General features: G+C 64.6%; 13 protein-coding genes. 3 read left to right on the forward strand and 10 right to left on the reverse strand.

Annotation, left to right across the window (positions count from 1 at the left end; translation table 11 throughout):
* Nucleotides 1–17 precede the first annotated feature (17 nt).
* Together R9B85_RS09990 and asd are read left to right on the forward strand one after the other, a co-directional pair.
* Nucleotides 18–827: a rhodanese-like domain-containing protein gene (locus tag R9B85_RS09990; protein WP_243432361.1), complete on the forward strand. Its 810-nt coding sequence runs from the start codon at nt 18–20 to the stop codon at nt 825–827.
* A 9-nt stretch (nt 828–836) separates the two neighbouring features.
* Nucleotides 837–1,700: an archaetidylserine decarboxylase gene (gene asd, locus R9B85_RS09995; protein WP_215520481.1), complete on the forward strand. Its 864-nt coding sequence runs from the start codon at nt 837–839 to the stop codon at nt 1,698–1,700.
* Between the two features lie 130 nt (nt 1,701–1,830).
* Here the strand turns inward: asd and serB are convergent, their stop codons facing one another.
* Entirely contained in the window at nt 1,831–3,045 is a 1,215-nt protein-coding gene (gene serB / locus R9B85_RS10000; RefSeq protein WP_112253694.1) for a phosphoserine phosphatase SerB, read from the reverse strand.
* A gap of 135 nt (nt 3,046–3,180) precedes the next feature.
* Between serB and R9B85_RS10005 the strand changes: the two genes are divergently transcribed.
* The gene (locus tag R9B85_RS10005; protein WP_423770999.1) at nt 3,181–4,644 is read left to right on the forward strand and encodes a histidine kinase; all 1,464 of its coding nucleotides are present in this window, start codon (nt 3,181–3,183) and stop codon (nt 4,642–4,644) included.
* A gap of 146 nt (nt 4,645–4,790) precedes the next feature.
* Here the strand turns inward: R9B85_RS10005 and R9B85_RS10010 are convergent, their stop codons facing one another.
* From R9B85_RS10010 to R9B85_RS10050, 9 genes are all read right to left on the reverse strand, one after another.
* Complete coding sequence (locus tag R9B85_RS10010; protein WP_112253696.1) at nt 4,791–5,501, reverse strand: PqiC family protein; 711 nt, start codon at nt 5,499–5,501, stop codon at nt 4,791–4,793.
* A 171-nt stretch (nt 5,502–5,672) separates the two neighbouring features.
* Complete coding sequence (gene parC, locus R9B85_RS10015; RefSeq protein WP_112253697.1) at nt 5,673–7,931, reverse strand: DNA topoisomerase IV subunit A; 2,259 nt, start codon at nt 7,929–7,931, stop codon at nt 5,673–5,675.
* Nucleotides 7,932–7,941: 10 nt separating this feature from the next.
* Complete coding sequence (locus R9B85_RS10020) at nt 7,942–8,460, reverse strand: retropepsin-like aspartic protease family protein (RefSeq protein ID WP_112253698.1); 519 nt, start codon at nt 8,458–8,460, stop codon at nt 7,942–7,944.
* A complete protein-coding gene (locus tag R9B85_RS10025; protein WP_423771061.1) occupies nt 8,457–9,440 on the reverse strand; it encodes an esterase-like activity of phytase family protein in 984 nt (327 codons plus the stop codon). Before R9B85_RS10025 ends, R9B85_RS10020 begins: the two co-directional genes overlap by 4 nt.
* A complete protein-coding gene (gene parE / locus R9B85_RS10030) occupies nt 9,440–11,344 on the reverse strand; it encodes a DNA topoisomerase IV subunit B (RefSeq protein ID WP_015272020.1) in 1,905 nt (634 codons plus the stop codon). Before parE ends, R9B85_RS10025 begins: the two co-directional genes overlap by 1 nt.
* Before the next feature lie 34 nt (nt 11,345–11,378).
* Nucleotides 11,379–11,987, reverse strand: coding sequence for a YqiA/YcfP family alpha/beta fold hydrolase (locus R9B85_RS10035; RefSeq protein WP_423771000.1), 609 nt, complete (start codon nt 11,985–11,987; stop codon nt 11,379–11,381).
* A 273-nt stretch (nt 11,988–12,260) separates the two neighbouring features.
* The gene (gene cpdA, locus R9B85_RS10040) at nt 12,261–13,061 is read right to left on the reverse strand and encodes a 3',5'-cyclic-AMP phosphodiesterase (RefSeq protein WP_423771001.1); all 801 of its coding nucleotides are present in this window, start codon (nt 13,059–13,061) and stop codon (nt 12,261–12,263) included.
* An 85-nt stretch (nt 13,062–13,146) separates the two neighbouring features.
* Complete coding sequence (locus tag R9B85_RS10045; protein ID WP_016501905.1) at nt 13,147–13,599, reverse strand: DUF1249 domain-containing protein; 453 nt, start codon at nt 13,597–13,599, stop codon at nt 13,147–13,149.
* Nucleotides 13,590–14,207, reverse strand: a complete 618-nt coding sequence (locus R9B85_RS10050) for an NUDIX domain-containing protein (protein ID WP_112253702.1) — start codon at nt 14,205–14,207, stop codon at nt 13,590–13,592. Before R9B85_RS10050 ends, R9B85_RS10045 begins: the two co-directional genes overlap by 10 nt.
* Nucleotides 14,208–14,385: the final 178 nt, after the last annotated feature.

Genomic DNA, 14,385 nt, shown 5'->3' on the forward strand with positions numbered 1-14,385 from the left:
CACACTGGAGACCGTGGATGACTGACTTTTCCGGCCTGCCCCTGGTGATCGAAGCTGCGGACCTGCTGCCGCGCCTGGATTCGCCACAGCTGATCCTGGTCGACCTGAGCAGCGCCAACCGCTATGTCAGCGGGCATATCCCCGGCGCACGCTTCGTCGAAGGCAAGCGTACCCAGCTCGGCCAGCCCCCCGCGCCAGGCCTGCTGCCGGCCCTGGGCGAGCTGGAAAAACTGTTCAGCGAACTCGGCCACCGCGACGATGCCGTGTATGTGGTGTATGACGATGAAGGCGGCGGCTGGGCCGGGCGCTTCATCTGGCTGCTCGACGTGATCGGCCACAAGCGTTACCACTACCTCAATGGCGGCATCCAGGCCTGGCCTGCCGACAAACTCTCCACAGAGGTACCCGCCAGCGGCAACACACAGGTGCACCTGCGCATCGACAGTTCGCCCACCGCCACCCGCGAGTACCTGCAAAGCCGCCTGGGCGCCAACGACCTGGTCATCTGGGACGCCCGTGGCCCGCAGGAATTCAGCGGCGAGAAAGTACTGGCAGCCAAGGGCGGCCACATCCCCGGCGCAATCAACTTCGAGTGGACCGCCGGCATGGACCTCAACGACCACCTGCGCATTCGCCAGGACATCGCCGAAGTCCTGCAGAACCTGGGTATCACCCCCGACAAGGAAGTGATTACCCACTGCCAGACCCACCGCCGCTCCGGTTTCACCTATCTGGTGGCCAAGGCCCTCGGCTACCCACGCGTCAAGGCCTACGCCGGCTCGTGGAGCGAATGGGGCAACCACCCGGACACGCCTGTAGAAGTCTAAGGAACCTGCATGAAATCCCGTTTGTTCATCATCAGCCAGTACCTGCTGCCGCACCACCTGCTGTCGCGGCTGGCCGGCTGCATCGCCGAGTGCCGCGTGCGCTGGTTCAAGAACGCCTTCACCGCCTGGTTCGCCAAGCGTTATCAGGTCAACATGAGCGAAGCGCTGGTCGAAGACCTGAGCGCCTATGAACACTTCAACGCGTTCTTCACTCGCGCCCTGAAGCCAGGTGCCCGCCCGCTGGACGAGACCCCGGGCGCCATCCTGTGCCCCGCCGACGGTGCCGTCAGCCAGCTCGGCCCGATCGAGCACGGCCGCATCTTCCAGGCCAAAGGCCACGGCTACAGCGCGCAGGAACTGCTGGGTGGTGACCCGGCCATGGCCGCGCCGTTCATGGGCGGCGAGTTCGCCACCATCTACCTGTCGCCCAAGGACTACCACCGCGTGCACATGCCGCTGGCCGGTACCCTGCGTGAGATGGTCTACGTGCCGGGCCGCCTGTTCTCGGTCAACCAGACAACCGCAGAGAACGTCCCCGAGCTGTTCGCCCGCAACGAGCGCGTGGTCTGCCTGTTCGATACCGAGCGCGGGCCGATGGCCGTGGTGCTGGTTGGCGCAATGATCGTCGCTTCGATCGAAACCGTATGGGCCGGGCTGGTGACGCCGCCCAAGCGTGAACTGAAAACCTTCCGCTACGACGAAGCCAGCCGCGCGCCGATCCACCTGGAGAAAGGCGCCGAACTGGGCCGCTTCAAGCTGGGGTCGACCGCTATCGTGCTGTTCGGGCCGGAGCAGGTGAAATGGGCGGAAACGCTGGGTGCCGGCTCTGCGGTGCGTATGGGGCAGCAGTTGGCGGTGCCTGTGCAGGCCTGATTACCTGATAGAACTTGGGGCCGCTTTGCGGCCCTTCGCGGGCACGCCCGCTCCCACAGAAAAGGTCGCGCTTAGCCTGTGGGAGCGGGCGTGCCCGCGAAGGGCTGCGAAGCAGCCCCAAGTTTGCAGATCAGCCGCGGGCGTCGCGGTCGCGCAGGCCCAGCAGGTACAGCACCCCATCCAGCCCCAGCGTGGAAATCGCCTGCTTGGCCGACTGACGCACCAGCGGCTTGGCCCGGAACGCAACGCCCAAGCCGGCCAGCGACAACATCGGCAGGTCATTGGCACCGTCACCCACGGCAATGGTCTGCTCCAGCTGCAAACCTTCTTCGCTGGCCAGCTTCTGCAGCAGCTCGGCCTTGCGCTGGGCATCGACGATCGGCTCCACCGCCACACCGGTCACCTTGCCGTCGACCACTTCCAGCTCATTGGCGAACACATAGTCGATGCCCAGGCGTGCCTGCACCTGACGGGCAAAGTAAGTGAAGCCACCGGACAGGATCGCCGTCTTGTAACCCAGGCGCTTGAGCTCGGCGAACAGGTTTTCGGCGCCCTCGGTCAGGCGCAGCGACGCACCAATCTCGTCCAGCACACCCACATCCAGGCCCTGGAGCAGCGCCATGCGCTCCTTGAAGCTGGCGCGGAAGTCCAGTTCGCCACGCATGGCGCGCTCGGTGATTGCGGCCACCTGCTCACCCACGCCAGCAGCCTTGGCCAGTTCGTCGATGACTTCGGCTTCGATCAGCGTCGAGTCCATGTCGAACACCGCCAGGCGACGGTTGCGGCGGAACAGATCGTCCTTCTGGAAGGCGATATCGATGCTCAGCTCTTCAGCCAGGGCGAAGAAGTCTGCACGCAGCGCCTGGGCATCGCTCGGCACGCCGCGCACGGAGATTTCGATGGCCGCCTTGCCCTTGTCGGTCTCGGCATCCAGCGCCACACGTGCCGACAGGCGCTCGATGCGCTCGATGGTCAGGCCGTACTGGCTGATTACCGCACTCACCCGCTGCAGCTGCTCTGGCGTGATCTTGCGGCTGAGCAAGGTGACGATGTGGCGCGCCTCGCCCTGGCCATCAGCCCAATGCTGGTAGTCTGCCTCGGAAATCGGCGTATAGCGGGCCTGCAGGTTCAGTTCGTGGGCCTTGGCCTGCACGCTCTGCAGCAGCGAAGTTGCCACTTCGTTGTCCGGGATATCGACCAGAATGCCGAACGACAAGGTACCGTGCATGACTGCCAGGCCAATGTCGAGGATGCTCACACCGCCCTGCAGCAGGACGCCGGTGATAGCCGCAGTGAGACCGGGACGGTCCTCACCGGTGATGTTGATCAGGACGATTTCGCGCACAACCTGGCTCCGACTTCGATGAAAAATGCGCATTCTACCGATTTTCCGTGACCATCGGGCGCCAACGATACTTTGCCGACAAAACCCGGCTCGCTATACTGCCCCACACTTTCATGCCATTAAGAGCCGAGCTCAGTGAACCGGCCCACGCCCGTCAAAGCAGACAACTTCTTCCTGATGATCTATCGCGCCCTGAGTCAACGTCGCGTGCCGCTGGCACTGCGCATCGCCTGCACCAACATATTCCTGGTGGCGCTGGCGTTGGTGATCTACGCCTGCGTAATGGGCCTGCAGTTCAAGCAGGCCATGCACGAGCAGGCCGATGCCTTGGGCCAGAGCCTGACTACCCAGACCGCCACCTCGGCGACCGAGCTGCTGGTGGCCAACGACATCCTCAGCCTCAACGTGCTGCTCGGCAACCTGGTGAAGAACCCGCTGGTGGCCCATGCGGCGATCTACAGCGTGGACAACCGCATCCTCGCCGAAGCCGGGCAGCGCCCGCGCAACAGCCTGCTGGGCGAGGCCGAAGGCCTGTACCAGACCAAGATCACCTTCCAGGATGTGACCGCCGGGCAACTGCGCATCAGCCTGGACATGAGCCAGTTCCAGCAGCCGATGCTGATCAGCCTGCAGAGCATGGGCATACTTGCCGCCATCCTGCTGGTGCTGGCGCTGACCTTGAGCCTGCGCCAGGGCCGCTTCATCACTCTGCCATTGCTGCAGCTGCGGGTGTGGCTGCGCGACCCGCAACCCTATACCCCGGCCACCGACCGGCAGGACGAGATCGGCGACATCGCCCGCCAGCTGCATGCGCGCCTGGCCCCGCCACCGCCACCTGAGCCGGAGCCTGAAGAAGAGGACGACGAGCAGTTCGATGACCTGCACGACGCAGTTCCGGCAGCCAAGGCCGCACCACGCGCCAAGCCTGCCACCCAGGCGGACGATGATGACGATGATGATGAAGCCTTCGCCGGCCTGCTGGACGACGAAAGCGCGCCCAAGGCCACCGTGATCGAATCCGACGAGCCGCAGTACAGCGCCGTGCTTGCCGTGCAACTAGGTTCGCAGGAGCAGCTGCGTCGCCTGCCGCGCACGCGCCTGACCGAACTGACCGAGCGCTACCGCGATTGCCTGGAGCACGCCGCCTCGCTCTACGACGGCGAAACTCACACGCTCAACGACGGCAGCACCCTGGTGCTGTTCCACAGCCGCGACTGCGGCGAGGACTATCTGACCAACGCCATCTGCTGCGGCGAGCTATTGCGCGCCCTGGGCCATGCCCTGCAGATCGAGGTAGCGGACAGCGGCATAACCCTGCAGCTGCAACTGGGCCTGGCCCTGGGCAATGACCTGCAAGGGCTGGAGCTGGTGGACCTGCTGATGGCCGAAAAGGCCCAGGACGCCCTGGCGCTGTCGCAGCACAGCCGCAACCTGTTGCTGGTAGAGAGGCAGATCAGCGATGACACGCTGATTCGCCAGCGCGCCCGCATTCGCCCGATTGCCAGCCCCGAAGGCGCCTGCTGCGTGGAGCGCCTGATGGAGCCCTACCCGTCGATGCTTGAGCGGCAACTGGCGCGGATGCACGAACGCCGAGCCTGATATCGAGGTGGCTTCTTCGCGGGTAAACCCGCTCCCATACCTGTGGGAGCGGGTTTACCCGCGAAGGGGCCGGTACAGGCAGTACACAAACAGCAGATACGAAAAAGCCCGCATCGTTGCGGGCTTTTTCGTATCTGGCAGTTCGATCAGAACCGGTAGACTTCCATATCGGTCCGAATCGGCGCAGCCATCGGGATCTTGGATTTCTCCGGCGTCTTCTTTACCTGAACCGGAGCAGCCTGCTTCTTTGGCGACTCTTCGGCAATCGCCGGCTGGTTTGCCAGCGGCTTGACCGCCGTGCTCAGCTGTTCGGCCAGCTTCTGCAGCAATTGCCCCTGGGCCTGCACCTGCGACGCCTCGCTGCCCGCATGTGGCTGCTCGAGGTGAACGATGCGGTTGTCACGCACGTGGCCACGGCGGTCCAGCAGGCGCCACTGGGCATCCAGGATGGCCGGCTGGTCCTTGCCCGAGTCCAGGCGCGTGATCGACAACAGCACTTGTACATCCGGGTTGAAACCGGCCGCCGCCGGGGCCAGCACCACACGCTGGCTGTCCAGGCGCCAGGCAAGCTGGCGCACCAGCAGCTGGTCGATATCCGACGAAAGGCTACCGGCCCAACGACCGTCCGTCGCCGAACTCAGGCTGCCATCAGGCTGACGCTGCAGGAACGTCTCACGTTGCAGGTAATCGGCTACCGATACCGGGCCGAGCACCACGGCCATGCCCGCACTCTGCGAAGGCTGGCCAGGATCACCACTGTCGAGCTGGTACAGGGCAACCGGCTGGTGCATGGTGCACCCGCCAAGGCCCAGCAGGCCAGTCATCAACAGCGCAAATGGAAGGCGCAGAAATTTCATCATCCCATCCAGGCGGTCGCCAACAGGCCAACCGCAGTGATACATGTATGTTCAAACGGGCACACGGCCACGCCGGCACCGCAAGGGCCATATCATCCGCGAAATAACCGTCCGACTCCAGCATTTCTGCCCGGAACGGCGCTGAAATTGCCGTTCCAGACATTTCACCGGTTATGCCGGCACTTCCACCTGCAACCCATCGACCCGCTGGAACCCGCGTGGCAGCTTGCTGCCGCGCCGTCCGCGCTCGCCCTTGTAATGCTCCAGGTCGTCCGCTTTCAGAGATAGGGTACGCTTGCCGGCTTGCAATACAAGAGTCGCGCCATCGGCAATCACGGCCAGATCGGTAACAAATTCTTCACGGCTGGCCACCCGGTCGCCCGGCACCCCGATGATCTTGTTGCCCTTGCCTTTGCCAAGCTGAGGCAGGTCACTGACCTTGAACACCAGCAGGCGGCCTTCGGTGGTGACCGCCGCCAGCCAGTCCTGCTCGCGGTTGGCCACCGGGCGCGGGGTCATGACCTTGGCACCGTTGGGCAGGCTGAGCAAGCCTTTGCCGGCCTTGTTCTTGGCCTGCAGGTCTTCACCCTTGACCACGAAGCCATAGCCGGCGTCCGAAGCCACCACGTACAGCGCATCGTCGTCCGGCAACAGCACGCACTCGAAGGTGGCCCCCGGCGGTGGCGTCAGGCGACCGGTCAGCGGTTCGCCCTGACCACGCGCCGACGGCAGGCTATGGGCGGCCAGCGAGTAACTGCGGCCAGTGGAGTCGATAAGTACGGCAAACTGGTTGGAGCGCCCGGCGGCGGCGGCCTTGAAGCCATCGCCGGCCTTGTACGACAGGCCGGTGGCATCGATGTCGTGGCCCTTGGCGCAGCGCACCCAGCCCTTCTCCGACAGCACCACGGTGACCGGCTCGGTCGGCATCAGCTCGTTTTCCGACAGGGCCTTGGCCTCGGCGCGCTCGACGATCGGCGAGCGGCGGTCGTCGCCATAGGTTTCGGCATCCTTGATCAGCTCGCTGCGTACCAGCTTGCGCAGCTTGGCCTCACTGCCCAGCAGGGCCAGCAGTTTGGCCTGTTCCTTCAGCAATTCGTCCTGCTCGCCGCGAATCTTCATCTCCTCCAGGCGCGCCAATTGACGCAGGCGGGTCTCGAGGATGTAGTCGGCCTGGATTTCGGTCAGGCCGAAGCGGGCAATCAGCGCCTGTTTAGGGTGCTCCTCGGTGCGGATGATGTGGATGACTTCATCCAGGTTGAGAAACGCGGTCAGCAAACCTTCCAACAGGTGCAGACGCTTCTCCACCTTGTCCAGGCGGTGCTGCAGGCGGCGACGAACGGTATTGGTGCGGAACTCCAGCCATTCCACCAGGATCGTCCGCAGGTTCTTCAACTGCGGGCGGCCATCCAGGCCGATGATGTTGATGTTGACCCGGTAGCTGCTCTCCAGATCAGTGGTGGCAAACAGGTGCTGCATCAGTTCATCGGCATCCACCCGGTTGGAGCGCGGGATGATGACGATGCGGCACGGGTTCTCGTGGTCCGACTCGTCACGCAGGTCGGCGACCATCGGCAGCTTCTTGGCCTGCATCTGCGCAGCGATCTGCTCCAGCACCTTGGCCCCGGAGACCTGGTGCGGCAGCGCGGTGACAACGATGTCGCCATCCTCGACGCGGTACACGGCACGCATGCGGATGGAACCGCGGCCACTTTCGTACATCTTGAGGATTTCTGCGCGCGGCGTGACGATCTCGGCCTCGGTCGGGTAGTCCGGCCCCTGGATGTGCTCGCACAGCTGCTCGATGGTGGCCTTGGGCTCGTCGAGCAGGCGCACACACGCCGTGGCCACTTCACGCAGGTTGTGCGGCGGCACATCGGTGGCCATGCCCACGGCGATACCAGTGGTGCCGTTGAGCAGGATGTTGGGCAGGCGCGCAGGCAAAACGGCCGGCTCCTGCAGGGTGCCGTCGAAGTTGGGCACCCAGTCCACGGTGCCCTGGCCCACTTCGCTGAGCAGCACTTCGGCGTAGCGCGAAAGACGCGCTTCGGTATAACGCATGGCGGCGAACGACTTCGGATCGTCCGGCGCACCCCAGTTGCCCTGGCCGTCGACCAGGGTGTAGCGGTAGCTGAACGGCTGCGCCATCAGCACCATGGCCTCGTAGCAGGCCGAGTCGCCGTGGGGGTGGAACTTGCCGAGCACGTCACCAACGGTACGCGCCGACTTCTTGTGCTTGGCATCGGCATCGAGCCCCAACTCGCTCATGGCGTAGACGATGCGACGCTGCACCGGCTTCAGGCCATCGCCGATGTGCGGCAGGGCGCGGTCCATGATCACGTACATGGAGTAGTTGAGGTAGGCCTGTTCGGTGAAGTCAGCCAGCGAGCGGCGTTCCACGCCGTCCAGGCTGAGTTCCAGTGAGTCGCTCATGCGGGCCTCGTCATTTCAGGTTCTGGCGCAGCAACATGGTGCCGCCGCGCTGGGTAAATTCAAGTTGTTTCAGGGCACTCATGCCCAGTAATACGGTCTGCCCGTCCAGGCCCGGTACCACGATGGCACGCACGTCCTGCAGGCGGATATCACCCAACTGCAGGCTCGCAAGGCGCGTGCGGTAGCCCTCGGTACGGCCGTTGGCGGTACTGAGCTGCACCGGGCTGCCGCGCTGCAGGCCCAGCTCGCGGCCCAACGCCTCGGGGATGGCCACGTCGGTGGCACCTGTGTCGAGCATGAAATGCACCACCTGGCCGTTGATCGCGCCATCCACCACGAAGTGGCCCTGGCCGTTGCCGAGCAGACGCACCTCGATGAAGCCTTCGCCATGCGACGATTGCACCTGGGCATTGGGGTTGCGCTGGCTGTCTTCCCATTGGCCGAAGAAACGCGTGGCAAGGAACAGCGCCGCCGCCCAGGCGACGATCATCAATACCTTGCCAGCCCGCTTGCCCGGTGCCTGGCTCATGGCTTGGCGCTCCATCCGCCTTCCGGCGCATCGAAGCGCCAGACGATCGGGCGTGTCTCGCCATCGGCGCGGGCGCCGTTGTTGTTGTCCACACCGATCCAGGCGCCCTTGGCATCGATCACCAGGGCCTCGGCCAGGCCGAACGGCTGTTGATAACGGCGCGACTCGACCAGGGCATCGGCAGCGAACGACCAGCAGCGCTCGACCTTGCCACTGTCAGTATCGCGACGGCACACCCTGTAAGCGTTGCGTTCGAGGGTGAACAGCTTGCCTTCGAACCAGGCCAGATCGGCGAAGTCGCGCGACAGCGCCTGGGCATTGGGCATCTGCGCCGGTTGCATTTCGACGCCAGCCTCGCTCAGCAGCACGCAGCTGCGCCCGCAGGTCCACACCGATTGCTGGCGCTCGATTGCCACCAGGCCCCGCCGCTCGCGCTCGGCGGCCAGCCACAGGCGGTCGCCCGCCGGGTTGATAGCCAGGCCTTCGAACAAGGCGTTGAAGTTCAGCAGCATGCCACTGGCCCGGGCCTGGCGCACCATCGCCGGGTCGATCTTCAACCAGTCCGGCTTGCCCTCCTGCGGTAGCTGCAGTACGGCTGCATGGGCCTCGCTGACCAGGTACAGGTTGCCAGCCTGGTCACAGGTGATGCCTTCGAAATCCAGCTCACCACCGCGAATGTACGAAGCCGCCCAGTTGCGCGACTTCAGCCCCCACGGCAGGCCGCTTTCCGGCACCGGCGGCGGCGTGAAGGTGAGCGGTTGTGCGCGCCAGGTGGCGTTCTGCTGGTCAAGGCGGTAGATGCGGTCGTCGTCGCGGTCGGACACGCCCCACAGCCCGCCCCGGCATTCCACCAGGCCAGACAGGTTGCCACCGCGCATGCCTTCGATCGGGTGCTCGGCGCTCAGCTTCAACTCTGGCCAGTTGCCCGCCAGGCTCGGCAGGGCAACCAGCGCCAGGCAGGCAGTCAGAAGCCGCGGAATCAAACCATGACCTCGGCCAGGTTGCCCTTGGTTTCCAGCCAGCTCTTGCGGTCGCCCGCGCGCTTCTTGGCCAGCAGCTTGTCCATCAGCTCGCAGGTGGCCTGCACATCGTCCAGGGTCAGCTGCACCAGGCGCCGGGTGTTCGGGTCCATGGTGGTTTCGCGCAGCTGTGGCGGGTTCATCTCGCCCAGGCCCTTGAAGCGGGTGACCTGTGGCTTGCCGCGTTTCTTCTCGGCCACCAGGCGATCGAGGATACCGTCACGCTCGGCCTCGTCGAGGGCGTAGTAGATTTCCTTGCCCAGGTCGATGCGATACAGCGGCGGCATGGCCACGTACACATGCCCGGCCTCGACCAGCGCGCGGAAGTGCTGGACGAACAGCGCGCACAGCAGCGTGGCGATGTGCAGGCCGTCGGAGTCGGCGTCGGCGAGGATGCAGATCTTGCCATAGCGCAGCTGCGCAAGGTCGGTGGCCCCCGGGTCGACGCCAATGGCCACGGCGATGTTGTGCACTTCCTGGCTGGCCAGGACTTCGCCACCGTCCACTTCCCAGGTGTTGAGGATCTTGCCACGCAGCGGCAGGATCGCCTGGAACTCCTTGTCGCGTGCCTGCTTGGCCGAGCCACCGGCCGAGTCACCCTCGACCAGGAACAGTTCGGCGCGCATCGGGTCCTGGCCGGCGCAATCGGCCAGTTTGCCGGGGAGTGCCGGGCCCTGGGTGATGCGCTTGCGCTCGACCTTCTTGCTGGCCTTCAGGCGACGCCCGGCGTTGCTGATGGCCAGCTCCGCCAGCTGCATGCCCAACTCGGGGTGGGCGTTGAGCCACAGGCTGAAAGCGTCCTTGACCACGCCGGAAACGAAGGCAGCCGCCTCGCGCGACGACAGGCGCTCCTTGGTCTGCCCGGAGAACTGCGGGTCCTGCATCTTCATCGACAGCACGAAGGTGATGCGCTCCCAGACGTCTTCCGGCGCCAGCTTCACGCCGCGCGGCAGCAGGTTGCGGAACTCGCAGAATTCGCGCATGGCATCCAGCAGGCCCTGGCGTAGGCCGTTGACGTGGGTGCCGCCCTGGGCGGTAGGGATCAGGTTGACGTAGCTTTCCTGGATGCTGTCACCGCCTTCGGGCAACCACAACAGGGCCCAGTCCACGGCCTCCTTGTTACCGGCCAGGCTGCCGCAGAACGGCTCGTCGGGCAGGCGCTGGAACTCGTTGACCGAATCGACCAGGTAGGAGCGCAGGCCGTCTTCATAGTGCCATTCGACCTTCTCGCCGCTGGCCTTGTCCTCGAAGCTGACCAGCAGGCCCGGGCACAGCACGGCCTTGGCCTTGAGCACGTGCTTGAGGCGGCTGATGGAGAACTTCGGCGAATCGAAGTACTTGGGGTCGGGACTGAAGTACACGCTGGTACCGGTGTTGCGCTTGCCAACCGAGCCGACCACTTCCAGCTCGCTGGCCTTGAAGCCATCGGCGAAGGTCATCTGGTATTCGTTGCCGTCACGTTTGACGCGCACGCGCACCTGGGTCGACAGGGCGTTGACCACCGAAATGCCCACGCCGTGAAGGCCGCCGGAGAACTGGTAGTTCTTGTTGGAGAACTTGCCGCCGGCGTGCAGCTTGGTGAGGATCAGCTCGACCCCGGACACGCCCTCTTCCGGGTGGATGTCCACCGGCATGCCGCGGCCATCGTCGCTGACTTCCAGCGAGTGGTCGGCATGGAGGATGACCTGCACCGAACGGGCATGCCCGGCCAGGGCTTCGTCGACACTGTTGTCGATGACTTCCTGGGCCAGGTGGTTTGGGCGGCTGGTATCGGTGTACATGCCCGGCCGCTTGCGGACCGGGTCAAGGCCCGAGAGGACTTCGATGGCGTCTGCGTTATAGGCGCTAGCGCTGGGAGTGGCCATAGGGTCTCGTCGTCAGTCTGGTGAATGCAAAAAGTCAAAATACAGAAAAATCGAGCGCTGCATACTGCCCACGGGCAATGCCGGCGAAGGCCAGCAGTGCCGGCAGGCGTTCGGCGAAGCCCTGGAAGCTGTGATCGCCGCCGGCCTGGATGCGCAGCGCACAAGCACGGTAATAGCGCTCGGCATGGCGATAGTCCAGGGTTTCATCGGCGGTCTGCAGCCACACTTGATAGCGGCTGGCATCCACCGGGGCTGGCACTTCCAGTTCGGCCAGGGTCTGCACGTGGTCGTGGGTCAACTCCCAGGCTTCACCGGTGTAGTGATTGTGCTGGATGCCCAGGTAGCCGTCGAAATGCTTGTGCGGGGTCACCGCCGGGTTCACCAGCAGGGCCTTGAGGCCGTGGCGCTCGGCCAGATGGGTGGCATAGTAGCCGCCGAGCGAACTGCCCACCAGTAATGGCGCGCCAAGTTCGGCGATGGCCGCTTCGAGCTGGGCGATGGCCTGGCGTGGGTGGTGGTGCAAGGCGGGCACCCGCAATTGGGCCGACAGACCCAGTTGCTGCATCACGGCCTCGAGTTGACGCGCCTTGGTCGAAAGTGGCGAGCTGTTAAAGCCATGGATATAGAGGATGGAACCCGACATGCTGCCCCCGGAATCTGTGGCTTCGCGCCCGGTGATAGGCGCAGGGACGCGCAGTGTAGCGCGTTCGCCGGGTTTTGACGCAGTGTCACGGGTTTCGCAACAATTTCTTCACCGAAGTCGCAACCACAGTTCCCTGTAGGAGCGGCCTTGTGTCGCGATGGGGCGCGAAGCGGCCCCAGGGTTGCAGCTTCGCCACAGACATTGCCGGGGCCGCTCTGCGGCCCATCGCGACACAAGGCCGCTCCTACAATTGACCGCGTCTGCAGCCGCAGCTCAATAGCCAGGGCTATCGAAATCGAGCTTCATCTGGAAATCCAGCGCCCGCTCCACTCCAGTCTCCAACCGCCCGTCGGCATGCAGGCGCAGCCAGCGGTATCCAGGCTGCTCGTCGCTCACCTTGAAGTCTTCGCTACCCGCCGCAAACTGGATACAGGTCGACGGGGTGGCCAGCAAGCGCCGACCACCGCGCACTTCATCCCATTCCTGATGCACATGCCCCCACAGCAGCGCCCGCACCTGTGGATAACCCTCGACGATATCGAACAGCGCCTGGGCATTGCGCAAGCCGATCGGCGCGATCCAGGCACATCCGATATCCACCGGCTGATGGTGGAAGCACACCAGGCAGTGCCGGTTGCCCGCCTCTTGCAGGGCTGCCTTCAACACGCTCAGCTGGTGATCTTCCAGCAGCCCATGGGTGGCCCCAGGTACCGCAGTGTCGAGCGTGATGATGCGCCACGCACCGATATCGGTCACTGCCTGCACCAGCTCCGGCGCCACTTGCGCCATGACCCGCGCCTCGTCGTGGTTGCCCGGCAACCAGCGCGTGGGCACGGCAAACGGCGCGGTCAGCTCACGGAACGCTTCGTAGGAGGCCACGCTGGCGTCCTGGGACAGGTCGCCGGTGCACAGCAGCAGGTCGACAAGCGGCTGCTCCCGCTGCACCTGGGCCACTACATGGCGCAGGCTGTCACGGGTATTGAGGCCCAGCATGCTGCCGGCCGGGTCGGCGAACAGGTGGGCATCGGTCAGTTGCACCACATGCACGGGGCGCGATTGGTCTGGCTGCGGCAACGGCCGTCTCCTCGAACGGATTCAGCAGGAATTATGGCTGGGCGACGGTCGCGAGCAAACACCCACGAACGACCTGCGTCACACTTCAGCGAACGCTCGCCAGTTCGTGGCCACAAGCCAGGCAGTGACTCAGCCATTCACCGAGGAACAGGTTGAGCTGGGCCTTTTCGTCCGGCTGGTGCATGGCCTCGTTCGGATAGGGGTAGATGCTGCGCAGGCGCCGGGTGTGCTCGGCACTGACCACTTCGGCCATGCGCGCATCGTGGTACACCTGCACTTCCAGGTGCGGTACCGGCAACCACGGCAGGCTGTGCTCCTGGCGCACGTGCAGGGTGGTGGTGTACGGGCAGGCCAGTACCACATCGAGCACCAGCACGCCGAGCATCTGGTCGCCCTGGGTCATGCCGATGCGGCGCGAGCTCTGGGTGGTGCGCATGTCTGGCAACAGGCGCATCAGCCGGGCGTAGTTGGCCTCGCAGGCTGCCTGCAGCCCGACCAGGTCGACCCGATAACGCTCGCGCAGCAGGTTCACTTCCACATACCTCTTACTTCGTCACGATTCAGCGCCAGCCATTGCAGGCCGATGATGGTCGCCGCGTTGCAGATACGCCCGTCGCGTACAGCCTGCAAGGCATTCTCGAACGACCACACGCGCACACGAATGTCCTCGCCCTCTTCTTCCAGGCCATGCAGGCCGCCCGCCCCTTCGCTGCTGCAACGGCCGAGGAACAGGTGAACGTATTCGTCACTACCGCCGGGCGACGGGAAGTAACGGGTCATCGGCCACAGGGCGGTGAAGGCCAGGCCGGCTTCTTCTTCGGCTTCGCGGTGGGCGACTTCCTCGGGTTGCTCATCCTTGTCGATCAGCCCGGCCACCATTTCGATCAGCCAAGGGTTGTCGACCTTGCCCAGCGCCCCCACACGGAACTGCTCGATCAGCACCACTTCATCGCGTTGCGGGTCGTAGGGCAGCACGCACACCGCATCATGGCGCACGAACAACTCGCGGCTGATCTCACGGCCCATGCCCCCGGCGAACAGCTCGTGGCGCAGGTGCACCTTGTCGAGCTTGTAGAAGCCCTGGAAGCAATTGGCCCGCTTGACGATCTCGACCGCCTTGGGCACCGAATTCAACGTGTCTGACATGGAAATCCTCGTTGCTACATCAACCACATGCTTACCGCATCGCGCCATCCTACTCTGCACGCCTGCCGGTTTCACCCCTTTCCGGCAACCGTTCGCCCACTCGGGACAGCGCGCCTTCTCTCTGTTAGCTTAGTGGCGAACTGAAGGCCGCGCAGACGGTCAAAGGCCGACTTTTCCC

Source organism: Pseudomonas sp. NLJ1 (assembly GCF_049486705.1).
Lineage (GTDB): Bacteria > Pseudomonadota > Gammaproteobacteria > Pseudomonadales > Pseudomonadaceae > Aquipseudomonas > Aquipseudomonas inefficax.

Coding starts and splice junctions, on each gene's coding strand:
- R9B85_RS09990 (WP_243432361.1), top strand. CDS start 18: ATGACTGACTTTTCCGGCCTGCCCCTGGTGATCGAAGCTGCGGACCTG.
- asd (WP_215520481.1), top strand. CDS start 837: ATGAAATCCCGTTTGTTCATCATCAGCCAGTACCTGCTGCCGCACCAC.
- R9B85_RS10010 (WP_112253696.1), bottom strand. CDS start 5,501: ATGAAATTTCTGCGCCTTCCATTTGCGCTGTTGATGACTGGCCTGCTG.
- parC (WP_112253697.1), bottom strand. CDS start 7,931: ATGAGCGACTCACTGGAACTCAGCCTGGACGGCGTGGAACGCCGCTCG.
- R9B85_RS10020 (WP_112253698.1), bottom strand. CDS start 8,460: ATGAGCCAGGCACCGGGCAAGCGGGCTGGCAAGGTATTGATGATCGTC.
- parE (WP_015272020.1), bottom strand. CDS start 11,344: ATGGCCACTCCCAGCGCTAGCGCCTATAACGCAGACGCCATCGAAGTC.
- R9B85_RS10035 (WP_423771000.1), bottom strand. CDS start 11,987: ATGTCGGGTTCCATCCTCTATATCCATGGCTTTAACAGCTCGCCACTT.
- R9B85_RS10050 (WP_112253702.1), bottom strand. CDS start 14,207: ATGTCAGACACGTTGAATTCGGTGCCCAAGGCGGTCGAGATCGTCAAG.